At 58.0% G+C, this 23535-nt stretch carries 26 protein-coding genes and 1 riboswitch; of the genes, 5 read left to right on the top strand and 21 right to left on the bottom strand.

Annotated elements, in window-relative coordinates; translation table 11 throughout:
* Window position 1: 1 nt before the first annotated feature.
* The 18 genes from ACKTS9_RS15605 to ACKTS9_RS15520 are packed head-to-tail and all read right to left on the bottom strand — an operon-like array spanning window position 2 to window position 14460.
* The gene (locus ACKTS9_RS15605; RefSeq protein ID WP_349215289.1) at window positions 2-595 is read right to left on the bottom strand and encodes a histidine phosphatase family protein; all 594 of its coding nucleotides are present in this window, start codon (window positions 593-595) and stop codon (window positions 2-4) included.
* Entirely contained in the window at window positions 592-930 is a 339-nt protein-coding gene (locus ACKTS9_RS15600) for a bifunctional adenosylcobinamide kinase/adenosylcobinamide-phosphate guanylyltransferase (RefSeq protein ID WP_349215288.1), read from the bottom strand. The genes ACKTS9_RS15605 and ACKTS9_RS15600 overlap by 4 nt, the downstream gene beginning before the upstream one ends.
* A gap of 1 nt (window position 931) precedes the next feature.
* The gene (locus ACKTS9_RS15595; protein WP_349215287.1) at window positions 932-1705 is read right to left on the bottom strand and encodes an adenosylcobinamide-GDP ribazoletransferase; all 774 of its coding nucleotides are present in this window, start codon (window positions 1703-1705) and stop codon (window positions 932-934) included.
* Window positions 1702-2232 carry a bifunctional adenosylcobinamide kinase/adenosylcobinamide-phosphate guanylyltransferase gene (locus ACKTS9_RS15590; protein WP_349215286.1) on the bottom strand — a complete coding sequence of 177 codons (531 nt, stop codon included), beginning with the start codon at window positions 2230-2232 and terminating at the stop codon, window positions 1702-1704. The genes ACKTS9_RS15595 and ACKTS9_RS15590 overlap by 4 nt, the downstream gene beginning before the upstream one ends.
* Window positions 2232-3305: a nicotinate-nucleotide--dimethylbenzimidazole phosphoribosyltransferase gene (gene cobT, locus ACKTS9_RS15585; protein WP_349215285.1), complete on the bottom strand. Its 1074-nt coding sequence runs from the start codon at window positions 3303-3305 to the stop codon at window positions 2232-2234. Before cobT ends, ACKTS9_RS15590 begins: the two co-directional genes overlap by 1 nt.
* On the bottom strand, window positions 3302-4663 hold the full coding sequence (locus ACKTS9_RS15580) for a cobyrinate a,c-diamide synthase (protein WP_349215284.1): 1362 nt from the start codon (window positions 4661-4663) through the stop codon (window positions 3302-3304). Before ACKTS9_RS15580 ends, cobT begins: the two co-directional genes overlap by 4 nt.
* The gene (cbiE, locus tag ACKTS9_RS15575) at window positions 4660-5856 is read right to left on the bottom strand and encodes a precorrin-6y C5,15-methyltransferase (decarboxylating) subunit CbiE (RefSeq protein ID WP_407881779.1); all 1197 of its coding nucleotides are present in this window, start codon (window positions 5854-5856) and stop codon (window positions 4660-4662) included. Before cbiE ends, ACKTS9_RS15580 begins: the two co-directional genes overlap by 4 nt.
* The gene (cobK, locus tag ACKTS9_RS15570; protein WP_349214194.1) at window positions 5853-6584 is read right to left on the bottom strand and encodes a precorrin-6A reductase; all 732 of its coding nucleotides are present in this window, start codon (window positions 6582-6584) and stop codon (window positions 5853-5855) included. The genes cbiE and cobK overlap by 4 nt, the downstream gene beginning before the upstream one ends.
* Complete coding sequence (gene cobJ, locus ACKTS9_RS15565) at window positions 6581-7315, bottom strand: precorrin-3B C(17)-methyltransferase (protein ID WP_349214217.1); 735 nt, start codon at window positions 7313-7315, stop codon at window positions 6581-6583. Before cobJ ends, cobK begins: the two co-directional genes overlap by 4 nt.
* Window positions 7308-8297, bottom strand: a complete 990-nt coding sequence (locus ACKTS9_RS15560; protein ID WP_349214196.1) for a cobalt-precorrin 5A hydrolase — start codon at window positions 8295-8297, stop codon at window positions 7308-7310. Before ACKTS9_RS15560 ends, cobJ begins: the two co-directional genes overlap by 8 nt.
* Window positions 8294-9049, bottom strand: coding sequence for a precorrin-4 C(11)-methyltransferase (cobM, locus tag ACKTS9_RS15555; RefSeq protein WP_349214197.1), 756 nt, complete (start codon window positions 9047-9049; stop codon window positions 8294-8296). The genes ACKTS9_RS15560 and cobM overlap by 4 nt, the downstream gene beginning before the upstream one ends.
* Window positions 9050-9052: 3 nt before the next feature.
* Window positions 9053-9754, bottom strand: coding sequence for a precorrin-2 C(20)-methyltransferase (gene cobI, locus ACKTS9_RS15550; RefSeq protein WP_349214199.1), 702 nt, complete (start codon window positions 9752-9754; stop codon window positions 9053-9055).
* Window positions 9751-10896, bottom strand: coding sequence for a cobalt-precorrin-5B (C(1))-methyltransferase CbiD (gene cbiD / locus ACKTS9_RS15545; RefSeq protein WP_349214200.1), 1146 nt, complete (start codon window positions 10894-10896; stop codon window positions 9751-9753). Before cbiD ends, cobI begins: the two co-directional genes overlap by 4 nt.
* Window positions 10886-11671, bottom strand: coding sequence for a sirohydrochlorin cobaltochelatase (locus tag ACKTS9_RS15540; protein ID WP_349214202.1), 786 nt, complete (start codon window positions 11669-11671; stop codon window positions 10886-10888). Before ACKTS9_RS15540 ends, cbiD begins: the two co-directional genes overlap by 11 nt.
* Entirely contained in the window at window positions 11668-12477 is an 810-nt protein-coding gene (locus tag ACKTS9_RS15535) for an energy-coupling factor ABC transporter ATP-binding protein (protein WP_349214203.1), read from the bottom strand. Before ACKTS9_RS15535 ends, ACKTS9_RS15540 begins: the two co-directional genes overlap by 4 nt.
* 14 nt (window positions 12478-12491) lie before the next feature.
* A complete protein-coding gene (cbiQ, locus tag ACKTS9_RS15530; protein WP_407881778.1) occupies window positions 12492-13388 on the bottom strand; it encodes a cobalt ECF transporter T component CbiQ in 897 nt (298 codons plus the stop codon).
* A complete protein-coding gene (locus ACKTS9_RS15525; protein ID WP_349214206.1) occupies window positions 13382-13711 on the bottom strand; it encodes an energy-coupling factor ABC transporter substrate-binding protein in 330 nt (109 codons plus the stop codon). Before ACKTS9_RS15525 ends, cbiQ begins: the two co-directional genes overlap by 7 nt.
* Window positions 13708-14460: an energy-coupling factor ABC transporter permease gene (locus ACKTS9_RS15520; RefSeq protein ID WP_407881777.1), complete on the bottom strand. Its 753-nt coding sequence runs from the start codon at window positions 14458-14460 to the stop codon at window positions 13708-13710. Before ACKTS9_RS15520 ends, ACKTS9_RS15525 begins: the two co-directional genes overlap by 4 nt.
* A 149-nt stretch (window positions 14461-14609) precedes the next feature.
* Window positions 14610-14797, bottom strand: a riboswitch (cobalamin riboswitch).
* Window positions 14798-14989: 192 nt separating this feature from the next.
* Here ACKTS9_RS15520 and ACKTS9_RS15515 point away from each other — a divergent pair.
* From ACKTS9_RS15515 to ACKTS9_RS15495, 5 genes are all read left to right on the top strand, one after another.
* Complete coding sequence (locus tag ACKTS9_RS15515) at window positions 14990-15289, top strand: hypothetical protein (RefSeq protein WP_407881776.1); 300 nt, start codon at window positions 14990-14992, stop codon at window positions 15287-15289.
* 96 nt (window positions 15290-15385) lie between these two features.
* The gene (locus ACKTS9_RS15510; protein ID WP_407881775.1) at window positions 15386-16363 is read left to right on the top strand and encodes a metal ABC transporter substrate-binding protein; all 978 of its coding nucleotides are present in this window, start codon (window positions 15386-15388) and stop codon (window positions 16361-16363) included.
* A gap of 12 nt (window positions 16364-16375) precedes the next feature.
* Window positions 16376-17080, top strand: coding sequence for a metal ABC transporter ATP-binding protein (locus ACKTS9_RS15505; RefSeq protein WP_407881774.1), 705 nt, complete (start codon window positions 16376-16378; stop codon window positions 17078-17080).
* A complete protein-coding gene (locus ACKTS9_RS15500) occupies window positions 17077-17922 on the top strand; it encodes a metal ABC transporter permease (protein ID WP_407881773.1) in 846 nt (281 codons plus the stop codon). Before ACKTS9_RS15505 ends, ACKTS9_RS15500 begins: the two co-directional genes overlap by 4 nt.
* Before the next feature lie 2 nt (window positions 17923-17924).
* Complete coding sequence (locus tag ACKTS9_RS15495; RefSeq protein ID WP_407881772.1) at window positions 17925-18413, top strand: hypothetical protein; 489 nt, start codon at window positions 17925-17927, stop codon at window positions 18411-18413.
* Between the two features lie 61 nt (window positions 18414-18474).
* Here the strand turns inward: ACKTS9_RS15495 and lysS are convergent, their stop codons facing one another.
* The 3 genes from lysS to ACKTS9_RS15480 all read right to left on the bottom strand — a co-directional run bounded on the left by lysS (window position 18475) and on the right by ACKTS9_RS15480 (window position 23475).
* Complete coding sequence (gene lysS, locus ACKTS9_RS15490) at window positions 18475-20484, bottom strand: lysine--tRNA ligase (RefSeq protein ID WP_407881771.1); 2010 nt, start codon at window positions 20482-20484, stop codon at window positions 18475-18477.
* Between the two features lie 116 nt (window positions 20485-20600).
* Entirely contained in the window at window positions 20601-21083 is a 483-nt protein-coding gene (greA, locus tag ACKTS9_RS15485; RefSeq protein ID WP_349214922.1) for a transcription elongation factor GreA, read from the bottom strand.
* Between the two features lie 310 nt (window positions 21084-21393).
* Window positions 21394-23475 (bottom strand): elongation factor G, encoded by a 2082-nt coding sequence (locus ACKTS9_RS15480; protein WP_407881770.1) that lies wholly within the window; start codon window positions 23473-23475, stop codon window positions 21394-21396.
* Between the last annotated feature and the right edge of the window lie 60 nt (window positions 23476-23535).

The raw sequence follows: 23535 nt of genomic DNA, 5'->3' as shown, positions 1-23535 counted from the left end.
GTTATTCCTCCTTCGCGTAGGACACCTCACGGACCAGGTCCAGAACCTGTTCCGAATGCCAGCGGCCGGTGTCCAGCACAAAACCGGCGGCATTGCCCGCACACCAGCTGTAATAGTCCCGGCGGGGGCGGGCATATCGTTCCATCACAGCCATCTGTGTTCCCCCATGGGCCAGAATGACCAGTTCTTCTCTTTGCTGGGCAAGCGCCCGGTCCACCAGACCGGCAAAAGCAGAACAGGTGCGGGCGGAAAACTCCGCCCGGTTTTCACCGCCCGGGCAGCGGCCCAGGCAGTCCTCTCCCACCCAGGCGCGATAATCCGCATCGTGCTCCATTTCCACATAATTGCGGCCTTCAAAAATCCCGAAACACATTTCCCGCAGCGCTTCCACCGGAATAAGACGTGCATCGGGGAAGAGAATCCGTGCGGTTTCCACCGCTCGGGAAAGGGGCGAAACATAAACTTCCCGGGGAGAAAAATCCGCCTGCCGCAGCGCCGCACGCCCTTTTTCCGACAGAGGGATATCCCGCTGACCCTGATAGCGCTTCTGTTCGTTGTACAGCGTTTGGCCATGGCGCAAAAGGTAAATCTTCATTCCGGCCGTTCTCCTTTCAAAAAAATGGGCAATCCGCAGAACATCCGGACCACCGTATCGGCACGCTGTGCCAGAAGACAGGCCAGACGGCCGGCGTTCTCCCGCGCTGCGCGCTGGTCAGGGTCCACCGGGACCACGCCGCCCCCCACTTCGGTGGTGATGACGATTTCATACTGCGCCAGACGGTCAGCCAGCGCTTCCAGATCTTCGCAGGCAGCGGCCAGTTCCTGCACATTCCAGACGGCCCTGCACCCCAGCTCTTCCTGCGAACAGTTCAAAATCCGGCGCGCATAATCCCGTTTCCCGCTGTACAACGGCCCTGTGATCAGGATCATATCACCACTCCTCTACCATCTGGCAGACAACCAGCGCCGCCAGCATCCAAATTTCCGTTTTCTGCAAAAACCATCCGGCCAAATCTCCGGAAATGCCGCCAAATTCTTTTTGGGACATTCTGCGATACCGCACAAAGACCAGTACAGCCGCCAGCACCATCCCACCGCCGCACAGGCCTCCCGCCGCCACAAGGCACACCGCCAGAAGCACGCACAGCGCTGTCAGAATGCGCCGCACCGCCAGCCGGTCGGCAGCAGTGGCAAAGGTGTGGACAAGGCCCGTAGATTTCGCCAGGGGGAACCAGGCCACCGCCAGCCCGGAGAGCGCCCGCTCCAGCACAAACCCAAAGCCCATGCACAGCGCATCCCGCGGGGTACAGCGCACGGCCGCACACAGCCCCAGATATGCAATAAAATAGGTGCACAGCCGGATGAGCGCAAACGCACCGCAGCGCGGGTCCTTCAAAATCTCCTGCTTTTTTTCCGGCGAGGCACAGCTGGCCAGCGCATCACAGGTATCGGCGTATCCATCCAGATGAATGCCGCCGGTGACAAACACCGGAATCAGGCACAGCCCCGCTGCGCGCAAAAGGCCCGGAAAGGAAAAGTGTGCCGCCGCCACAGCCCAGCCCCACCATGCCAGAGCGCATACCGCTCCTACCAGCGGAAAGGCGCACAGCGCGTACCGCATATTTTTTTCGTTCCACACAGGCTGCGGCACCGGCACCGCTGAAAACATGGCAAACGCCACCGCGATGGTCTGCCAAACGATCACAAAACTCGTCCTCCCCGTTTATAATAGTGCGGAATTCCGCACACCACTTCGCAAACTTCGTCCGCCCGGGCAGCCAGCGCCCGGTTCACCTGACCCAATACCCGAAGATACGTCTCCGTATCCCCCTGATAGTCGCTGCCGCCGCTGAACACGTCGCCTGTAACCACCACCAGCACACTGCACTGCGCCAGAAGATTTTCCACCCCGTCCAGCACAGCCTGCACGGTGTTCCGGCCGGCACCGCCCGGCGCGTACAGCTCGTTGGCCGTCAGGTTGCTGATGCATTCCAGCAGAACCGCGCCCGAAGACGGCAGCCGAAGGCCGGACAGGTCCATGGGACATTCCAGCGTCTGAAAGCCTTTGCCGGCGCGCAGCGTGCGATGCCGTTCCACACGCGCACGGCACTCGTCGTCAAAGATCTGCATGGTTGCCACGTAAAACCGCGGCTGTGTGCCGGCCTGCAAAATCAGTTCTTCCGCAAAGCCGCTTTTGCCGGAGGCTGCGCCCCCTGCTACCAGTGTGAACATCAGGGTTCCTCCTTGCCGCTTTGCGGCGTATAGGCTTCGATGCCGCCCTCGTCAAAGGTATAGCACTCCGCATAAACCGCCCGGGCCATGTCCAGCAGCGGCATGGCTGCCACCGCGCCCGTTCCCTCGCCCAGGCGCATCTCTGCCGTGATCAGCGGCCGTTTGCCCAACTTCTCCAGCAAAAGGCGGCCCGCCGGTTCCGCCGAGACATGGCTGGCCAAAACCGCCTTGGAGGCATGCGGGCACAGACGCACAGCGCACAGCGCCGCCACCGTGCTGATAAAGCCGTCGGCCAGCACTGGAACACGGTATGCCGCACCGCCCAGAAAAACACCGCACAAGCCGGCGATATCAAATCCGCCCACCTTGGCCATTACATCCAGCGCATCGGACGCATCCGGACGGTTGCGGGCGATGGCACGCTCAATGGCAGCTATTTTCCGCGCAAGGCCCGCATCCGACAGGCCGGCGCCCCGGCCTGTCATCTCTGCAGGGGACCGGCCCAGAAGCACACTGGCCACCGCACTGGAAGTGGTGGTGTTTCCGATGCCCATTTCCCCGGTGGCAAGCAACCGCACGCCCCGCTCTGCACACTGTCGCACAAGGGTCGCTCCCGTCAGGACAGCCTGTTCGGCCTGCGCACGGGTCATGGCAGGACCGCAGGTGATGTCCGCCGTGCCGTTTCCCACGCGCCGGTCCAGCACGCCGGGCACCGGGGAAAAATCAAGAATCCCCATGTCCACCGGGACCACATCGCATCCGGCCACTGCCGCCATGCGGCACACGGAAGTGCGCCCCGCGGCCAGATTTCGCGCCACAATGCCGGTCACACTGCTGTCCGTCTGCGTGACGCCCTGCGCCACCACGCCGTTGTCCGCGCACAACACCAGCACTGCCCGGGGAGAAAGCTCGATCTGCGGAGTTCCGGTGAGAGCGGCAATGTCCTCCAGTGCCGTTTCCAAAAGGCCCAGACTTTCCAGCGGCTTGGCGCAAGCCGCCCAGTTCCGGTGGGCCTGCGCCCGGGCGTTTTCGTCCGGCGGGGTGATTTGATTCAAAAGTTCCCGCAGATTCATGGATTTTCGCTTCCTTTTCGTCTATAATTCTCTGCCGCCTGCACAAAACGCTCTGCCAGAACCGGCGCGCCCGCGGCATACAAATGGGGAAAGCCCGCATACAGCGTGGGGGTGGCAAAACCAAACGCCCATTGACGCTTTGCGGTCGGCTTGTGCGCAGTCAAATCCGCACCGTTCTCTGTGGAATCCCAGTAGTGGAATTCGTGCACGGGAAAATGTTCACCGGCACGGAACAACAGGCTGTCCCTGTCAGCGGTCACCTGCGCATATCCAAAGCGCACCAGCCGGTCTTTCCGCACACCGCTGCCCGGCAGAGCGCCTGCCATGGGAAACGCCGTGCCATCCTCTCTCTCCAGCTGTCGGCCCAAATACAAAAAGCCGCCGCATTCCGCCACGGTGGGCATTCCCTGTTCCACAGCCCGGCGCACTGCTCGGCGCATGGCCACGTTGGCGGACAGGCAGTCTGCATACAATTCCGGATAACCGCCGGGCAGGTACATTCCACCGGCATCACGCGGAAGCTGTTCGTCCCGCAACGGGCTGAAAAACGCAAGCTCCGCACCCGCTTGCCGCAGGGCATCCAGCGTCTCTTCATAGGCAAAGCAAAACGCCTCGTCCCGTGCCACGGCAATGACTGCGCGTGCCGCCGGGCGGGTGTGCGGCACTGCCGGGCGGGCGGGACGCCGGCACAAAGAAAGAAGCCGGTCCACATCCACCGTTTGTTCCAGCTGTCGGGCCAGCACATCCATCCGGGCGGAAAGATTTTGGATTTCCCCAGCGGTCAGCAGTCCCAGATGGCGGCTTTCAAAAACGGCTGCGGGCATATGCGGCAAAAAGCCCAGCACCGGCAGGCCCGTCTGCTGCTCCAGCATGGGTGTCAGGCTCTGCGCCAGCATGGGCGCACAATCGTTGAGCAGAATGCCCACAATGCCGCTTTCCCTGCGAAACGACAACAGGCCCTGAATCTGGGCGGCCAGCGTCAAACTGGCGCCACGGGGACGCACCACCAGCAGAACCGGCAGCTTCAATGTGTGTGCCACATGCCATGCGCTGGCTCTGTCCGTCACACCGCCCACACCGTCGTAAAAGCCCATCACGCCCTCGGTCACAGCTGCTTTGTGACCGGCGGCATACCGGGCATAAAGCGAAGAAAGGCGCGTTTCATCACACAAAAACAAATCCAGATTGTGACTGTCCACTCCCAGAACAGACCGGTGAAACATGGGGTCGATATAATCCGGGCCGCACTTGAACGCACAGGGCGCCATGCCCCTTTTTTCCAGCGCTGCCAGCAGCGCGCAGGTGACCGCCGTTTTGCCGCTGCCCGAAGACGGCGCGGCCAGCATACACTCTATCATGAACAATTCCCCGCAATCAGAAAAATCGGGTTGTTGGCTGTGAGCAAATGCAGCCCGCCTGCGGGACGTGTGCGGCTGACGGCGATTTGGGTCACCTGCGCCGTCAGGCCACAGGCCGTCAGCGCCGCAACCGCTGCGCTCAGCGTCTCCAGCGCGATGGCAGAAATGCACAGACGTGCCGCCGGGTTGCGCGCCAGCACCGCACGCACCACCGCAGTCATTTCGCCCTTGGTGCCGCCAATGAACACCACATCCGGCGCTGGCAGATCTGCCAGCGCCTGCGGGGCGCGCCCGCGCACCAAACGTAAATTCCAGACGCCGAACTGCCTGCGGTTTTCCTCGATCAACGCACAGGCTTCCTCGTCGCACTCCACTGCAAAAACAGCGCTTCCTTCCGTGCTCAACGCCAGTTCCACGGCCACACTGCCCGTGCCTGCACCCACGTCCCAGCACACTTCGCCGGGACGCACCGCCAGTTTGGCCAGTGCGGCGGCGCGCACCTCCTGCTTGGTCATGGGCACCTGTCCGCGCACGAACGCACTGTCATCCATGCCGGGAACGCGGCGCGCCATACGGGGCGCCGGTTCCGCCAGCAGCACGCTCAACGGTGCAAAGGAACGCGCCGCGCCCTCTCTGGCCGTGGTCTCCGTCACCTGTTCTTCCGGATAGGTAAGATTTTCCCCCACCCAGACGCGAAGGTCACCCAAGCCCGCCTCGCAAAGCCGCGCACACAGCGCCGACGCACTGAGCGAACCGGTGAGAAAAAACGTCTCTCTGCCACTGCACACCGCGGTCACCGGATCGCATGCCGCGCTGTGTGCGGAAACCAGGTTCCAGTTCTGCCACGGCCGGCCGATGCGGGCTGCCAGAATCTGCACACTGGAAAGACCGGGCAGAATTTGAGGAACAATGCCCTGCCGGCGCAAAAGCGGCACAAGAGCATTGGCACCGGAATAGAACCCTGTGTCGCCGCTGTACAGCACCACACAGTTCTCTTCCCGGCAGTCCAGCACAGCCTGACAAACATCGGCCGGGCGCGTTGCCTTCACTCGGCGCGCCGTGCACTGGTCGGGCAACGCGTTCAGCAGGCGTTCCGCCCCGATGACGCACTGTGCCTGCTCCAGGACACGGGCACACTCCGCGGTCATGGTTTCGGGGCGTCCGCCGCCCGCTGACACAAGCGTCACGTTCATTGTTCCAAACACTCCTTTACAATCACTTGCCAGTCCTCCCCCTCTTCTTCCGGGCGGCGGATCAGCACCAGGCGGGCACCGACGCTGCGTGCGGCCTCAACTTTGGCGGAAAAACCGCCCGCTGCGCCGCCGTCCTTGGTGACCAGCCATGCGATGGAGAACTGCTGAAGCATTGCCTCGTTCAGCTGCCGCGAAAAAGGTCCCTGCAGCGCAAGAATATTGCTGTGCGGAATCTGCTCTCTCTCGCATGTGATAATGCTCTCGCACACAGGCAGCACGCGCGCATACAACCGGCTTCGCTCCAGCCGGGAAAAGGCGTGCAGTTCCTTGGCACCGGTGGTCAGCAAAACGTTGCCCTGCGTCCCTTCCAGAAAGGTTGCCGCCGCCTCGGCAGACGGCACGACCACGCTGCCGGCCGGGATCTCGCTGGCCTGCCGCCGCACCCGTCGAAGGGGGACTGCCGCCGCCCGGCAGGCGGTACGAATGTTGGCGCTGACCTCTGTGGCGTAGGGATGGGTCGCATCCACGCACAGATCAAAGGGCTCCAGCATCTCTTTCATCTGTACCGCGCTCAGCCGGCCGCACAGGACACGCATCCGCTGCGCACAGCCCAGCTCTTCCGCACCCAAGGGTGTGGCCACACTGACCGTGACATTCTGCCCTGCCTCCGCCAGCGCGTGGGCCAGCAGCCTTCCCTCTGTGGTGCCACCAAATACAAGAATCCTCATCGCTTCGCCTCATATCCGCGGGGCGTGACCATCCGTCCCGACAGCATCTGGGTGGTACTCGCGCCAATGAACACCGTGGTAAACATATCCACGTTCTCATCCCGCAAGCTGCCCAGCGTCAAAATTTTCGACTGCTGCCCTTCCCGGCCGATGTTGCGCACCCAGCCGCAAACCGTTTCCGCACTTTTTTCCCGCAGCAGGATCTCACAGGCCCGGCGCAGGTAGTCGGCCCGTTTTTTGGAAGACGGATTATACAGGCAGATGACGAAATCGCCGGCGGCCGCGCAAGCCAGCCGACGCTCGATTTGCTCCCAGGGCGTCAAAAGGTCCGAAAGAGAAATCAGGCAGAAATCGTGCATCAGCGGAGCGCCCAGAACCGCGGCGCCCGACAGCGCAGAAGTAATGCCCGGCACCACTTCCACATCCACATCCGGGTACTCCCCTGCCAACTGCAGCAGCGGCCCCGCCATGCCGTACACTCCGGCGTCTCCGCTGCACACCAGCGCCACCGTTCGGCCCGACGCTGCTGTTTCCAACGCCCAGCGGCAGCGTTCCAGCTCCTTGGTCATGGGTGTGACATAACATTCCTTGCCCGGGAACATGGGGCGTACAAGTTCCACATACACCGTATAGCCGCACAACACATCCGCCCGCTCCATCGCAGCCAGAGCCTGTGCGGTCATGAAGTCCTTTTCGCCGGGGCCGATGCCCACCACATATACTTTATTCATCATTCCACCGCCAATCCGGGGCAAAGGGTGCCACCGCTGCCGCCATGGTCACTCCACCGCCCGCCTGTTTTCTCCAGCAGAGCGTACCACCGCTGCCTCGCACGGCGCTGCGCTCGCACACATTGTCCACCCCTGTGACGCTCTCTACAAAATCCGAAGCGGAAAAATCCCCCGGAACTTCCCGCAGCTGCGCTGCGCTGAAACTTTCCAGCGGCAGCCCGCGGTCCCGGCAAAAAGAGACAAGCCCCGGTTCGTTCTTTTTCAGATCAATGGTGCACACCTTTCCAAACGCCTGCGCGCAAAGGCCGCTGCTGTGCAAAAGCCGATCGAACGCCTCTTCCAGTGCCTGTGCGGACGTGCCTTTGCGGCAGCCGACCCCCAGCACCGCAATGCGCGGCACAAGTCGCAGCGCTCCGTGGTCCGAAGCATGCAGTGTCAATTCAAAATCGCCGTCGGTTCCCATGCGAACGCCTTTGGGCGGGGTGCCTGCCACCGGCCACGGGCTGCACAGTGTCACCGGCACGCCGGCCAAAAGTTTTGCGGAAACCGACTTGATGCGCGGCACATCCAGCACTGCGCAGTTTTGCCGTTTGGCCCATTCGTCCACAGCAAAAAGGCCGTTGACATCCGTGGCCGTGGTGAGGACCGGCTGCGCACCGCAGACGGCTGCAATGCGTTTGGCCAGATCATTGGCTCCGCCCAGATGTCCGCTGAGCAGCGGCACCGCAAATCGGGCGCACTCGTCCACCACCACCACGGCAGGGTCCGTCGCTTTGCTTTTCAAATGCGGGGCAACGGCGCGCACGGCAATACCGGCGGCTCCCACAAAGACAAGGCCGTCTGCCTTGGCAAAGGCTTCGCCGGTCCACTGGGACAACGACAGCGGCGCGCCGCACCGGGCGGCCTGCCCGTCCAGCGCCGCTGCCAGACGCTGCGCCAGCACCATTCCCCGGTCCGTAAAGGCAATCAGCCGCAGCTTCATACGGTCGCCTCCCGGAATTCCGTGGAAAAAGTCGGGTCATACAGTTTGCTGCGCTGGTATTCATCGGCCAGGAAATCCCCCACCAGCACCAGGGCGGTTTTGGAAATTCCGTGCGCACGCCCCGCCTGAGCCAGCTGCCCCAGAGGACAGCGCACTACTTTTTCTTCGGGCCAGCTGGCTTTGTACACCAGCGCCGCAGGCGTTTGGGCGGTATAAGCCCCCTGCAGCAAAGCCGCCTGCAAACCGTCCAGCATGCCTGCCGACAGGAAAATGACCATGGTCGCCCCGTGGGCAGCCAATGCGGTGATGTTCTCCCGCTCGGGGACCGGGGTACGACCCGCCATGCGAGTGATGATGACTGTCTGGCTCACGCCCGGCAGCGTATATTCTCCGCACACCGCCGCCGCGGCCCCGCAGAAGCTGGAAACACCCGGTGTATCATCGTAGGGAATGTCCAGCCGATCCAGCGCGTCCATCTGTTCCCGGATGGCGCCGTACAGGCAAGGATCACCGGTGTGCAGGCGCACGATGGTTTTTCCGGCTGCATGGGCGGCCTGCATCACATCCAGCACCTGCTCCAGCGTCATCTGAGCGCTGTTGTACACCGAGCAATCCTGTCTGCAAAGGCCCAGAAGAGCCGGATTTACCAAACTGCCCGCGTAGATGACTACATCCGCCGTTCGAAGCATTTCTGCGCCCCGCCGGGTAATCAAATCAGGCGCACCCGGGCCGGCGCCCACAAAATGGACCACGCTTCACTCCTCCTTCACGATGATCGTGGCAAAATAGCCCGCTGTCTGCTGCGCCGAGAAATCGCGCAAATCTGCGTAGACCTGTTCGCCGGGAAGGCCGCAGTTGCACACCATGGCGCTGTGTTCCAGCTGTCCGGACGCACGAAGCTGCTCCAAAACCTCCGGCAGCTGACGGCCCGATTTCATCAGCACTTTCGTGCCCGGCATATTCAAAGAATCGGTCAGAGCCTCCCGGCTGGAACCGGGCACAATGTGCAGCGGCGTGTCCATGTCCGTCAGGCTGATGTTCAGGCGGGCCGCCACTGCGCAAAAACTGGTAACGCCCGGAATCATCCGCGTTTCATAGCCGTCGTCCTGCAGCAGCTGCGCCAGATACGCCGCCGTCGCATAGATGGAAACATCCCCCAAATTGAGCATGGCCACATCCCGGCCCTGATCCAGATGCTGTTTCACCAGCTGCGCCGCCGTCTGATGGGCTTGTCTCTGGCGCGCACGGTCCCGGCACATGGTGAATTGCAACGGAAGAATGGTCTTATCGTCCAGGGACACCGCCTGCTGCGCAATGGACAACGCCAGCATTTCCCCGCTTTGCGTTTGAGGGGCCGCCACCACCGGGCATTGCCGCAGAACGCGAACCGCCTTTTGCGTAATCAGCTCCGGGTCGCCCGGTCCGATGCCCACGCTGTAAAAAATCCCCTTGTTCATTGTTCTGTCTCCTTCCAGTCTGCCAGCATGTCACCGGCGACGGACGTTTGCCCCAGCAGACCATATGCATTTGTAAACAACACGGCTCCCGCCCGATACACGCCTGCCGCACGCCGAAGCAGATGGTGCTGGATCGCTTTCAAAAGACTTTCCAACACCGGGCCGCGCAGCCCCTGCTCGTCCAAAAGCGCAATGCAGGCGTCCGACGTGGCCGCATTCATCAGCGCCGTGCACAGGGAAGGCGGCGCACCGCACACAGCCGCGTGCGCACAAAATAACTCGGTTCGACAATCCGCCCAGCGGCTGTGAGTGTTCATGATTCCGCCTGCCAGTTTGACCAGCTTTCCCGCATGGCCTACCAGCAAAACATCCTGAAAGCCCAACGATGCTGCCTCATCCAACGCATCACCGATAAAATTTGAACATTTTACCACTGGCACCGACGCTTGAAAAAGCGAACCTGCCCGCAGAAAATCCTCGCCGTAATTGCCCGGCGTAAGCACAACCCGCTGCGCACCCTGGGCACGGGCCTGCCGAAGCGAAAGCGCCACCGTATCGATCAGCGCCTGCACACTCATGGGCTCCACGATACCGCTGGTTCCAAGAATGGAGATGCCGCCTTCGATTCCCAGCTGCGGATTGAAGGTTTTCTTTGCCAGCGTCTCTCCGTCGGGCACACAGATCGTCACCTGCATGCCGCCTTCCCATTGATGAGCGCGGCACACCGCCGCCACCTGGGTCTCAATCATCCTGCGCGGGACCCGGTTGATGGCTGCCGCACCCACCGGCTGGTCCAGGCCCGGCCTGGTTACCCGCCCCACGCCGGAACCACCCTCTACCCGAACGCCCGGTTGCTCCGTGCGGACCACCTGAGCCTCGATTCGAATCCCGTTGGTCACATCGGCATCATCGCCGCCATCCTTTTCCACAGCGCAGCGCGCGGTTGTCCCTTCCAGAAGACAAAACACCGGCTCCGTCTCCACGCGAAGGCCTTTGGGCGTGGTCAGCGCCAGTGCCGCGGGGGCTTTTCCGGTCAGCAGCAGCTCTGCCGCTCCCGCCGCAGCCAGAGCGGCACAAGTCCCCGTGGTGTAACCGCAGCGCAGCAGCTTTCCCGCGGACTGAATGTAGTGTTCAAACGCCATTGTCTTCCTCCGGCTGAAGCAATTTTTGCAAATGGGCAGCGTACAAATCCTGTACCGATACGAGCGCACCCAATCCTTCCATCCGGCAGCGCACGGAAATGCCGGCCTCTTCCAACCGGCTCTTCCAGCTTTCCGGGTCACTGCCCGCCATGTCGTTTTGCGCGTGGTCGCCCGCCACCAGCATCAGCGGCGCCAGCAGGACCCGGCTGCATCCGTCGCTTTGAAGCTTCGTCAGCACATCTTCCAGCGACGGCCAGCCTTCTACCGTTCCCACATAGGCATGGCGTCCGCCTGCCAGCCGCAGCGCGGTCTGCAATGCAGGGTAGACCATGTTGGCAAAATGCTCGGTCCCGTGGCCCATCCATACCAATCCCTCGCCGGGCGCAAGCGGTTCCTGCAGCAGACAGCGGGCCAGCGCACACAGACTGCCGCTGTCCGCAAGCAGCGGCGGACCAAGCCGCAGACAGGAAAAGCGCTTCGAAAAAGCCGCCGTCTGCTCCTTTATTTTATCGTATTCGATGCCGTACAGCAAATGGGTGACGGCCACAGCCACATCTTCGTATCCCTGCACCGCCAGATTTTCCAATGCACTGTTTAAATCGAAAATCTGCTCTCCCCGCTGTGCCAGAAGGCGCCGAATGGTAGGGCTGGTGTACGCACGGAAAAAAGCCCGGTCCGGGGCCTGTGCGGCCAACGCCTGCTCCACGGCTTCAATTTCCCGACGGGCCCGGGACACACTGGTGCCGAAACTCACAACCAACAGCGCCTTCTTCATACTCTCCACTCCTGTTCCAATTCTTCCACGGTGCGCGGCGCACGCTTCAGGCCCAAAATGCGTGCGATCCGGATCAGCACAGGCTGCTCCAAGCCGCACCGGCGCAACAGTTCCTCTTGTTCAAAAATTTGGGCAGGGCCTCCATCCGCTGCCAGCGTTCCGTTGTGAAAAACCAGCACGCGGTCAGCCCAGCGCCAGGCAAAATCCACATCGTGTGTGGCGACCATCAGCGCCAGTCCCCGCCGGGACAATAGGGCCAGATATTCCTCCAGCTGACGCGCATGGACCGGGTCCAGTGAAGACGCCGGTTCATCCAGAAGCAGAAGCTGAGGGTCCATGGCCGCCGCATCCGCCAGCGTCACGCGCTTTTTCTCCCCACCCGAAAGGGATTGCGGCGCGCGGTCCCGATAGGGCTGCAGAGCAAACGTATCCAGCGCCGCTTCCACACGCCGGCTGACCTGTGCCACTGAAAGGCCCAGGTTGACCGGTCCAAAACTGATCTCCTCCGCCACGGTTCCCGCCAGAATCTGCACATCCGGGTCTTGAAATACAAGACCTACACCTTTGCGAAGGGCATTCAAACTTTTCACATCACGTCCTATCGGGATACCATTCCAGAGCACCGTCCCTTTTTCCGGACGCAGCACGCCGTTCGCCAGCAGAAAAAAGGTGGATTTTCCCGCACCGTTTTCTCCCAGAACAGCAATCCGCTCGCCTGCACGAACCGTCACGGAAAAATCCGTCAGTGCCATTCTTCCCTCTTCATACCTGTACCAGACCCGTTCAAACCGAAGAATTTCGTCCATCTTTTTCCCCTTTATCATCCGCCGCATACCAGTGCCGCGACCATTCCGCCCACAAGCAGGCAAAGTACCGCCGCATGCATCGGCCGCACAGGCTTGGGCCGGGTCCAAAACCGGATCGAACCAGTGCAGCACCGGCTCTCCATGGCGTCAAAGCAGGCCTGTGCCCGGCGAAAACTGCGCGCCAGCAAATTCCCGTATATAATACCGGTCGTGCGCACACTGCGCCGCAGTCCGCCAAAGCCCAGCCGGCTGGCCGCAGCGTCCCGCATGGTTTCACACGTGGCCAGCAGCAAAAAAATATAGCGATAAATCAGCAAGGCAAGATCCACTACAACGGCGGGCGCGTGCAGCCGGCGCAGCACTTCCAGCACTTCCGGCAGCGGTGTGGACAGGCTGAGAAAATACAGGCAGCTGACAGCCCCCAGCGCACGTGCCGTCACAAGGCGTGCGGTCGCCTGTGCCGCAGCGCCAATCACCAGGTATCCCGTTCCAAACCGGATGCTGATCCATCCGCTGTCGGACGCGGAATACGTCCAAACCAAAGCCAGTGCGCTCACCGACAAAAAAGCGGCCGGAGCCGCCAGCAGCGCCTGATACGTCCGAAACCGCACGCCGCCGGCCCGGCTCAGAACCGCCAATACGATCGCCAGGCTCAACGGCGGCCAGACGGTACGCGCCATCAGGCACAAACACAACAACAGCAGGCAACTCATTGTTTTCAACATTGGGTTGACCTTTGACCAGTGTGAGTTCCGCGCCAAATGGTCCAGGTGCAGCACCGCACCATGCTCATGGCGATGCAAGGCAAGCACCACCGCCAGCAATCCTCCCGTTACAACCGGGACCGGCGCCGGGAAGGCACCCACCAAAAGGCTCCAGACTGCCACAGCCGCCAGCAGTGCGGTCAGCACGGTTCCCTCTCTTCGGAAGATCCGCCAGCATATTTTTTCCGTGCTACCAGGTAACCGAAGCTGAAGGCCAAAACGCCCACACCAATTCCGGTCTGCACACAGAACAGAAGGCTTTCCAGCTCTCCGGGAATCTCCCCGCCCAGCAGGCGTTCCAGGATCGGTGTAAACCACGGTTCATACTCTCCGCCCTGGATTTGCTCCACCATCTGGCTTCCTGCGTCATCACTTCCGCCGAATTCCGCCTCCGGCTGAAGCAGCAGCGGCATCACCATCAGCACCACTACCAGCGCCAACAGTATCCCAACAAGCGTTTTCTTTTTCATTGTGCGGCCTCCTTCAGAAATCCGATCTCCCGCAGTTCCGGTCTGGCATAACTTTCCATTCCCATAATCACCAATACGGTTAAAATTCCCTCTATGATCGCCAAAGGCATCTGCGTGGGCGCGAAAACGCCCAAAAACCGAATGGTGCTGGCAAAAACCCCTCCCTGCTCCGAAGGATAGGCCAAGGCCAGCTGCAAACTGGTCACACAATAAGTGAACAAATCCCCCAGCGCCGCAGCGAGAAAAACCGCCGCCTTCCGATTCACCTGCATTTTCCGGCAAATTTGATAAATCCCCCAGGACAGCAGCGGCCCCGCAACGGCCATGCTGAAGGTATTGGCCCCCAGGGTCGTCAAGCCGCCGTGCGCCAGCAAAAGTGCCTGAAACAGCAGTACGATCAACCCCAGTACCGAAGCACAGGTCGGGCCAAATAGAAGCGCAGCCAACCCGGTCCCGGTCATGTGGCTGCAGCTGCCGGTGACGGAAGGAATTTTCAAAGAAGACACTACAAATACAAACGCGCCGCACATAGCCAGCAGTATCAGCGTCTTTCGCATCTGCTGTACCGTTGTCCGGATGTGCATCACTCCCGCTGCCAAAAACGGAAGAGACAATACACCCCAGGCCACGCAGTAATGCGGCGGCAAATACCCTTCCATGATGTGCATTGCAAAAGCGTTTTGCGGTACAAACAAAACGCCGGCTGCCACCATGGAAAACGCTAAAATTCGTTTTTCCAGTTTGGACATCCAATCATTCCTTTCTTTTGCGTGCGTCAAAAAAAGACCTTTCCCGAAATCGAGAAAGGCCCGGAAAACCCAAAGCGACCGTCCTAAAATGACGCACTTTGACTGTGTTACCCTGCAGGCGTTTGGTCCGTCCGCTGCAGGTTCCTGCCTTTTCGGCAGCGCTGCAGGGCAGGTCTTCCGGCTTGGGCATCTGCATCCGGCTTCGCCTTCCCGTGTGTACCCACAGTGGCGGATTGAAGCCGAACTTTTCCCTTACGGCGGCGGTCCCGCACAGGTTTTTCACCTGTTTCCCTATTCTCCCGGCCTTTCGCCGGGCACCTTGCAACGCTCTGTTTCATTCACAATAGCACAGATGACCTTTTGTGACAAGGGTCTGCCATGGAAATTGCATTTTTTCCTTGCCTTTTGAAACAGAATCCTGTATGATCGGTTAGTATAGACTAATCACTTTTTATCGACCAACTCTTGGTACGTGAATGGAGCAGCTGTTTTACTTTATCGAAACTGCCTGAAGGAAAGGAGAAAACCTGTGCATACCAAACGTCAGCGGGCATTTTTGCTTATGACCTGTGCGACATTGATGGTCGCCCTCTTTTTCTCCATCCTTTTCATCACTCTGGAAACAGAGCACCACTGCATCGGTGACGACTGCCCCATCTGCGCCAGTTTGCAGCAGGCTGAACAAACACTGAACCTGTTGGGTGCCGCGCATGGCCCCAGTGCATGGCCGACGGCCTGTTCGGTGTGGCTTGCAGAATCCATCATCCTGTCGTGGCTTATCCTTCTGTGTGTTTCACCGGTAGCGCAAAAGGTACGAATGAACAATTAAAAACCTCCCGAACAAGAGCGCGGCTTTCGGTTATCCGAAGGCCTTGTGCTCTTGTCTTTTTATGCTCAATTTTAAAAATTACGGAGGTTTTCTTTTATGAAACAATGGATTTCCATGGCGTTGACCGCCCTTATATGCATCGGTATATTCAGTGGCTGTTCGTCCGGTGAGACTGTGCACGATTCTTCTTCCGGCCAGAAACTGCGTATTGTTGCCACCATCTTTCCCGCATACGATTGGGTTCGTGAAATTCTGGGCGAAGATGCCGAGCATGCGGAACTGACCCTGTTGCTGGACAGCGGCGTAGATCTTCACAGCTATCAGCCCACCGCAGAAGACATTCTGAAAATTTCCACTTGTGATCTGTTTCTCTGTGTGGGGGGCGAATCGGACCAGTGGGTCTCTGACGCACTGCGTGAATCGACCAATCCCGAACAGCAGGTGATTCAGCTGCTGGATGTTCTGGGAGACGCGGCCAAGCCGGAAGAACTTCTGGAGGGAATGGAAGAAGAACATGAACACGAGGAAGAGGAAGAGACCGAATATGACGAACATGTGTGGCTTTCTTTAAAAAACGCCGCTGTGTTCTGTCGAAAGATTGCCGACACACTGTCGGAAATAGATCCCGCTCATGCTTCTTCCTATCAGGAAAATACAGCGGCTTATTGTGAAAAACTGGCGCAGCTGGACGCTGACTATCAGGAAGCAACCGACAACGCCCGACAAACAGCGCTTGTGTTCTGTGACCGTTTTCCCTTCCGCTATCTTGCAGATGATTACGGATTGACCTGCTATGCAGCCTTTCCCGGCTGCTCTGCCGAGACCGAAGCCAGTTTTGAAACCGTCGCTTTTCTGGCGAAAAAAGTAGACGAGCAGAATCTTTCCTGCGTTTTAACGCTGGAAAAATCCGATCAGAAACTGGCTTTCGCGGTTCTTCAAAATACCGATGTTTCAAACAAGCGCATCCTCACGCTGGATTCCATGCAGTCCACCACTGCCGAACAGGCGCAGGGCGAACATTACCTTGCTGTCATGGAAAGCAATCTGGAAATTTTGAAGCAGGCACTGCAATAAGGAGGCTCACACTTGGCGCAGATCACTTGTAAAAACCTGGCCGTCGGTTACGGCGGCCAGGCCGTTTTAAAAAATCTCAGTTTTTCCGTTCACCGTGGAGATTGCCTGTACATTTTGGGTGAAAACGGATGCGGAAAAACCACCTTAATGAAAACACTGCTCCGGCTGCTGCCACCGGTCGGTGGCAGCGTGGAGCTCAGCGACGGTTTGTCCCCGAATGACATTGGCTATCTTCCGCAGCAAACACTGATTCAACGGGATTTTCCCGCTTCTGTTTCAGAAATTGTCCTCTCCGGTTGTCAAAACCGCTGTGGGTTGCGCCCTTTTTACAGCAAGGCAGAAAAGGCGCTTGCTCACAATGCCATGGCAAAAACCGATGTTCTTTCTCTGGCCGGGCGCTGCTATCGGGAACTGTCCGGTGGGCAGCAGCAACGTGTTCTCCTTGCACGTGCGCTTTGCGCCGCCCGAAAGGTGCTCGTTCTGGACGAACCGGTTTCCGGACTGGACTCCCAAGCCGCAGCAAATCTGTATCAGCTGATTCAAGAACTTCATCGCGAAGAAGGCGTGACTGTTCTTGTGATTTCCCATGACCTTTCTGCCGCCGTGCAATCCGCCACCCACATTCTATACCTTGGACACAGCACTTTTTTCGGGACGCGCCAGGAATTTCTTCGCAGCCCCCAATGGAGTGCACTGAAAGGGGTGAGAAACCCGTGAGCGCTCTGATTCAAAAACTGGAATTCTATTTTCAGTATCCTTTCGTACAGTATGCGCTGATCGTCGGTGTTCTCATCGCTCTTTGTTCCTCACTTTTGGGCGTTACACTGGTACTGAAGCGTTTTTCGCTCATCGGGGACGGTCTTTCTCATGTGGCGTTCGGCGCCATGGCTATTGCTTCCGTCCTCCATCTGGCCAACGATTTGCTTCTGGTCCTTCCCATCACCATTCTCTGCGCCATTGTGCTTCTCTGTGCCGGTCAGAATACCCGGATCTGCGGGGACTCGGCCATCGCCATGCTCTCTGTAAGCACGCTTGCCATCGGATATCTGCTGATGAATCTTTTCGCAAGCGGCCCCAACTTATCCGGAGATGTGTGCAGCACATTGTTCGGCTCTACATCCATTCTCACACTGACTTCCGATGAAGTAGCCTTGTGCGCGGTACTATCTCTTCTGATTGTGATTCTATTTATTCTCTTTTACAACAAATTATTCGCTGTAACGTTTGACGAAAATTTCGCCCAGGCCACCGGACTCCATGTGCGGCGATCCAATCTGCTGATTGCAGTGGTCATCGCCACAGTCATTGTGCTGGCCATGAATCTGGTGGGATCCCTGTTGGTTTCCGCACTGATCGTTTTCCCCGCCTTGTCCGCCATGCGGCTCTGCAAAAGTTTTTTATCCGTTACAATTTGTTCCGCTTTGCTTTCTGTTTTTTGTGCACTGACAGGCATCCTGATCTCCATTCTCGCGGGGACGCCGGTGGGTTCCACCATTGTAGCAACTGATTTGGGAGCCTTTGGCATTGTGTACGTGATTGCCAGGCTTTCAGGGAGGTAAAAATGAAACGCATTTTTCTTTTGCTCGCTTTGTGTTTTTTAACCGGCTGTGCGTCTGCCGCCGTTTCGGATAGCAGCTCCACCGCGCCAGCCGATTCCAGCTCCGCCGTTTCCAGTGCGGAGAGCGCACACGCGGTGGATTACGATCTGACCGTCATGAGCAGCGACATGGTCTATGCCACCATCTACCAGATGATCACCGAGCCGGAACAATACGCCGGCAAGACAATTCGCATGCAGGGACTGTACTATGCGGCTTACGCAGAGCAAAAATTTCAATATTATCACTATTGCATCGTAACAGACGCACTGGCCTGCTGTGCGCAGGGCATCGAGTTTGTATGGGATGACGGGAATCATGTTTATCCCGACGAATACCCCCGCGACAATGCCCCCATCACCGTACAGGGAACCTTTTCCGCACAAAAAGAAGAGTCCACCGGCAACTGGTACTGCCGGCTTGAAAACGCCTCTTTGAACGTAAATGAATAAATACCGTTTCTCCATGAAAAAAGCAGCCTCCGCAAGGAGACTGCTTTTTTGTTATCTGCGCTTAATAGAGTTTTGCGCCTGCGGGAATGTGCGGGTCCACCATCAGGCAATGCAGTTTTTCCACGCCTGCTTCATGATGAACGGCACTGATGATCATACCGCAGGAGTCAATGCCCATCATCTTGCGGGCCGGCAGGTTGGTAATGGCGATCAGCGTCTTTCCAACCAGTTCTTCCGGCTCATATGTATCGTGAATGCCGCTCAGGATCACACGATCCGTTCCGGTTCCGTCATCCAGCACAAACTTCAAAAGTTTTTTGCTCTTGGGAACAGCCGTGCATTCCTTGACCTTTACCGCGCGGAAATCCGACTTGCTGAAAGTCTCAAAATCCACCTCATCCTTGAACAGCGGCTCAATCTCCACCTTGGAGAAATCAATGGGCGCCGAAGAAATCAGCGGCATTTCGGAAACAACCGGTGCGGCCGTCTCGGTCTCCGCCGGGGAAACCTCTGCTTTTTCTTCCTTCTTGGGCGCTTCTGCCTTCTCCAGAGGTTTCATGGTGGGGAACAGCAGCACGTCCCGAATGGAAGCCGAATCGGTCAGCAGCATCACCAAACGGTCCACACCAAAGCCCAGACCGCCTGTGGGAGGCAGACCATACTCCAGCGCCATTACATAGTCGTAGTCCACCTGTGCCTTGCTGGCGGGCTCCAGCTGTTTGCGCTCGGCAACCTGGCGCTCAAAACGTCCCTTCTGGTCAATGGGGTCGTTCAGCTCACTGAACGCATTGCCGAATTCCGTTGCATTGATGAAATATTCGAAGCGCTCGGTGAACATGGGGTCGTTGGGTTTCCGCTTTGCCAGCGGGCTGACTTCCACCGGATAGTCGTAAATAAAGGTGGGCTGAATGAGGTTGTCCTCTACAAAAGCATCGAAGAACTCCGCCAGAATCGCGCCCTTGGTGGGGATTTCCGGCAATTCCACGTGATGCTCCTTGGCCAGTGCAACGGCCTGTGCATCCGACTCAACCTCATCAAAATCAACACCGGAATACTTTTTCACCGCCTCTACCATGGTCATGCGCTCCCAGTGAGAGAGGTCGATTTCTTTGCCCTGATAGGACACCTGAAGCGTTCCGCACACTTTCATGGCGACCGTCTTCATCATATCCTCTACCAGGTCCATCATGCCGTGGTAGTCCGTGTATGCCTGATACAGCTCGATGGTGGTGAACTCCGGATTGTGCTTGGGGTCCATTCCCTCATTGCGGAAGATGCGGCCAACCTCATACACACGTTCCATGCCGCCCACGATCAGCCGTTTCAAATACAGCTCGGTCTCAATGCGGAGCACCATGTCCATATCCAGCGTATTGTGATGTGTGATAAAAGGCCGCGCGGCCGCACCGATCTCAAACGGCGTCAAAATCGGCGTTTCCACCTCCAGGAAGCCCTTTCCGTCCAGGTAGCTGCGCAGTTCGCGAAGGATCGCACTGCGTTTTACAAAGGTCTCCTTGACGTCGGGATTCACAATCAGGTCCACATACCGCTGACGGTACCGGGTTTCGGTATCCTTCAGGCCGTGGAATTTTTCCGGAAGAGGCAGCAAGCTCTTGCTGAGCAGCACGATCTCTTTCACATGAACACTGATCTCGCCCATTTTGGTGCGGAACACAAAGCCTTTCACGCCCACAATGTCGCCGATATCAAATTTTTTGAAGGCCTGATACTCCTCCGTCCCCACGTCGTCCCGGCGGATGTACATCTGGATGTCACCCGTGCGGTCCCGCAGATCGGCAAAGCTCGCTTTTCCCATCACGCGTTTCGACATCATACGGCCGGCCATGCAAACATCCTGGCCATGCTCCCCTTCGGGCACGTCCACAAAGTTTGCTTTGACCTCAGCCGCAAAATCACTCTGGGGATATTTGGTCTGCTGGAAGGGATCTTTTCCGGCTTCCTGCAGCTCTTTCAATTTCTGTCTGCGCACGGCAACCAATTCGTTGTATTCCTGCGCACTCAGCTCCTGCTCTTCCGGCTGAGCTGTTGTGTTTCGTTCTTCACTTGCCATGTTGTCCTCCCGATTCTGCCTTAATACACTGACGTGCAGTTGTAGTATAACATAAAAACAGGTGCCTGGGCACCTGTTTTTTAAAAAAAGGTCTTTTGTTGAAATAAATCTTTCAATCAGATGGCAGAACGGCTGATATCCAGAACTTCATAGCAGATCGTCGCGCCGTTGGGCAGCGTGATTTCCACCTTGTCGCCCACCGCGTGACCGATCAGCGCCGCGCCCACCGGGGACTCGTCGGAAATTTTGCCGGACAGAGGGTCCGCTTCCGTCGAACCGGTGATGTCATACTCCTCCAACTCGCCGTCTTCGTCGCGCAGTTTTACATGGCTGCCAACGCTGACCGCATCATTGGTCAAATCATCTTCATCAATCACACGGGCGTGTTTGAGCATTTTCTCCAGAAGCGCAATGCGTCCTTCCACCATTCCCTGCTCGTTTTTGGCTTCATCATACTCACTATTTTCAGACAGATCGCCATAGCCGCGTGCAATCTTAATTTTTTCCGCCACTTCCTTACGTTTCACCGTTTTGAGCATTTCCAGCTCTTCCTCGATGGCACGCAGGCCCGCGTATGTCATTACGATTTCTTTCTCCATGGTGTTCGGTCTCCTTCATTCTAACAATATGGCATGCCATTCCAGAATGACAAGCATACAATACGAGATATTATATACATTTTATAATGGGATGTCAAGCACCTTAACATTTTTTGTGCAAATTGTGACGAAATAGCAAAAAAGCAGCGGTAATATGAAAAAAATGTTCGACCGATGTCTGTTGATATGCTCTTATCGCCCTGTTTTTGCATTGCTTCAGTGTATGCATTTTAAGTCAGCTCTATGCACACGGAAGAGGACGGCGCCCCGCGCAAGCCGCTTGCATGGGGCGCCGTCCCGTTCATACAAATTATTCTTCGTCCGCTTTGACATCCATAAATTTCTTCGCTTCTTCGATCACTTTTCCTTCCAGCATCGAAGGCAGCGGCTCATACCGCACAAAGTCAAAAGTAAAGCTTCCGCGGCCCTGCGTCACCTGGCGCAGGTAATTGGTAAAGTCATGCATCTCGCTGACCGGCACTTCTGCGTCTACCACCTGCGTATTGTCCTCTTCCGGGTTCATTCCCAGAACACGGCCGCGGCGCTTGGTGACTTCGCCCATAATATCGCCCGTCACATCTCCGGGAACATGCGCTTTCAAGGCGCCGATGGGCTCCAGAAGGATGGGGCCAGCCTCGGGCAATGCCGCCTTATAAGCCAGTTTCGCCGCCATTTTAAAGGCCATTTCCGAAGAGTCCACCGGATGATAGCTGCCATCCAGCAGTGTCGCTTTCAGGCCGACCACCGGATATCCTGCCAAAACACCGTGGTGAACCGCCTCCTGCAGGCCTTTTTCAACCGCCGGGAAGAAGTTTTTGGGCACACTGCCGCCGAACACTTTTTCCTCAAAAATGAAATCGCCCTCTGTGGTGGGCTCAAATTCGATCCACACATCACCGAACTGGCCGTGACCGCCCGTCTGTTTCTTATGGCGCCCCTGTGCCTTGCATTTTTTCCGAATGGATTCGCGGTATGCAATGCGCGGTTCCGTCAGGCTGACTTCCACACCAAATTTGCTCTTCAATTTGGCGCACACAACGTCCAGATGCTGCTCGCCCAAGCCGGAGAGAATCTGCTGCACGGTTTCCGTATTAATAGCATAACCGATGGTGGGATCTTCCTCCATCAAACGCTGCAACGCGCCGCTGATCTTGCTCTCGTCGCCTTTCTGTTTGACTTTGATCGCCATGGACAATGTGGGCGTGGAGAAGACCGGAGCGGGGAATGCCACGACCCGGCTGGGAGCGCACAGCGTATCGCCTGTTTTTGTGTTGGCCATTTTGGTGATCGCACCGATATCGCCCGCACCAATGGACGTAATGTCGGTTTGCTTTTTGCCTTTCAGCGCCACCAGTTTTCCAAGGCGCTCCGGCTCGCCGGTCCGGCTGTTCACCACCGAACTGTCAGCCTTCAATTCGCCTGCAACTACTTTTACATAGCTCAGTTTTCCCACAAAGGGATCCGCCACGGTCTTAAAGACATAGGCGCACAGGGGCGCATCGGGCACGCAATCCACTTCCACGGGGTTGCCGTCCCGGTCGGTGGCTTCGGCTCCGGCCGCACGTGCGGCGCTGGGCAGAAGCTTTTTCACGCCCCACAGGACCTGATCCACACCGGCCAAAAGCGTGGTGGCGCCGCAGAACACCGGCGTGATCGCACCCGTCTTGACACCGTTTTTCACGCCTTCCGTCAGCTCTTCCTGCGTAAACGGCTCGCCTTCGAAGAACTTCTCCATCAGCGTGTCGTCCGTTTCCGCAACGGCCTCGCGCATGGCCTCCAGCAGGCCCTCTGTGCGGTGACCGTAACTGGGCACCGGCACCTCGCGCGCTGCGCCGTCCGCCGCATAGCTGTAAGCCTTCATGGTGATCAGGTTCAGGAACACGCGGCCGCCGGCCTGCTCAATGGGAACTACGACCGGGCAGATGGACGGTCCGAAAGCACTCTTCAGATCTTCAAACACCTTATAGAAATCAGCATGTTCCGCATCTACTTTTCCAATGTAAATCATACGGCTCTTGCCGTTTTTCAAAGCCAGCTTGTACGCCTTCTGGGCGCCTACGGTCAGGCCGCTGCGGGCGGAAACCGTGATCAGAACGCTCTCTGCAGCGCCAATACCTTCCTGCTGGCCCACTTCAAAATCAAACAGGCCCGGGGTATCGATCAGATTGATTTTTACTCCGTCATACTCCACGGGTGCCAGAGCCATCGAAAGCGAAGTATGCCGTTTTATCTCTTCCGGGTCAAAATCGCATACGGTATTGCCATCTTCCACGCGGCCGAAACGATCTGTTCCTTTTGTCAGGTACAGCATGGCCTCTGCCAGGGTGGTTTTGCCGGAACCGCTGTGGCCGGCAAGCATGACATTACGGATGTGGTCATTTGCATAATTCATAAACTACTTACCCTCTTTCGTTCGTCGCCGGACCAGCGTCCTTGGCAACTTATACAAAAA

It is taken from the genome of Owariibacterium komagatae, from assembly GCF_045865535.1.
Lineage (GTDB): Bacteria > Bacillota > Clostridia > Oscillospirales > Ruminococcaceae > Ruthenibacterium > Ruthenibacterium komagatae.
This window is presented reverse-complemented; position numbering and strand designations above follow the sequence as displayed.

What these genes read in the sequence shown, in the direction of transcription:
- ACKTS9_RS15605 (WP_349215289.1), bottom strand. Translation starts at nt 595, where the DNA reads ATGAAGATTTACCTTTTGCGCCATGGCCAAACGCTGTACAACGAACAG.
- ACKTS9_RS15600 (WP_349215288.1), bottom strand. Translation starts at nt 930, where the DNA reads ATGATCCTGATCACAGGGCCGTTGTACAGCGGGAAACGGGATTATGCG.
- ACKTS9_RS15590 (WP_349215286.1), bottom strand. Translation starts at nt 2,232, where the DNA reads ATGTTCACACTGGTAGCAGGGGGCGCAGCCTCCGGCAAAAGCGGCTTT.
- cobT (WP_349215285.1), bottom strand. Translation starts at nt 3,305, where the DNA reads ATGAATCTGCGGGAACTTTTGAATCAAATCACCCCGCCGGACGAAAAC.
- ACKTS9_RS15580 (WP_349215284.1), bottom strand. Translation starts at nt 4,663, where the DNA reads ATGATAGAGTGTATGCTGGCCGCGCCGTCTTCGGGCAGCGGCAAAACG.
- cbiE (WP_407881779.1), bottom strand. Translation starts at nt 5,856, where the DNA reads ATGAACGTGACGCTTGTGTCAGCGGGCGGCGGACGCCCCGAAACCATG.
- cobK (WP_349214194.1), bottom strand. Translation starts at nt 6,584, where the DNA reads ATGAGGATTCTTGTATTTGGTGGCACCACAGAGGGAAGGCTGCTGGCC.
- cobJ (WP_349214217.1), bottom strand. Translation starts at nt 7,315, where the DNA reads ATGAATAAAGTATATGTGGTGGGCATCGGCCCCGGCGAAAAGGACTTC.
- ACKTS9_RS15560 (WP_349214196.1), bottom strand. Translation starts at nt 8,297, where the DNA reads ATGAAGCTGCGGCTGATTGCCTTTACGGACCGGGGAATGGTGCTGGCG.
- cobI (WP_349214199.1), bottom strand. Translation starts at nt 9,754, where the DNA reads ATGAACAAGGGGATTTTTTACAGCGTGGGCATCGGACCGGGCGACCCG.
- cbiD (WP_349214200.1), bottom strand. Translation starts at nt 10,896, where the DNA reads ATGGCGTTTGAACACTACATTCAGTCCGCGGGAAAGCTGCTGCGCTGC.
- ACKTS9_RS15540 (WP_349214202.1), bottom strand. Translation starts at nt 11,671, where the DNA reads ATGAAGAAGGCGCTGTTGGTTGTGAGTTTCGGCACCAGTGTGTCCCGG.
- ACKTS9_RS15535 (WP_349214203.1), bottom strand. Translation starts at nt 12,477, where the DNA reads ATGGACGAAATTCTTCGGTTTGAACGGGTCTGGTACAGGTATGAAGAG.
- ACKTS9_RS15525 (WP_349214206.1), bottom strand. Translation starts at nt 13,711, where the DNA reads ATGAAAAAGAAAACGCTTGTTGGGATACTGTTGGCGCTGGTAGTGGTG.
- ACKTS9_RS15520 (WP_407881777.1), bottom strand. Translation starts at nt 14,460, where the DNA reads ATGTCCAAACTGGAAAAACGAATTTTAGCGTTTTCCATGGTGGCAGCC.
- ACKTS9_RS15510 (WP_407881775.1), top strand. Translation starts at nt 15,386, where the DNA reads ATGAAACAATGGATTTCCATGGCGTTGACCGCCCTTATATGCATCGGT.
- ACKTS9_RS15495 (WP_407881772.1), top strand. Translation starts at nt 17,925, where the DNA reads ATGAAACGCATTTTTCTTTTGCTCGCTTTGTGTTTTTTAACCGGCTGT.
- lysS (WP_407881771.1), bottom strand. Translation starts at nt 20,484, where the DNA reads ATGGCAAGTGAAGAACGAAACACAACAGCTCAGCCGGAAGAGCAGGAG.
- greA (WP_349214922.1), bottom strand. Translation starts at nt 21,083, where the DNA reads ATGGAGAAAGAAATCGTAATGACATACGCGGGCCTGCGTGCCATCGAG.
- ACKTS9_RS15480 (WP_407881770.1), bottom strand. Translation starts at nt 23,475, where the DNA reads ATGAATTATGCAAATGACCACATCCGTAATGTCATGCTTGCCGGCCAC.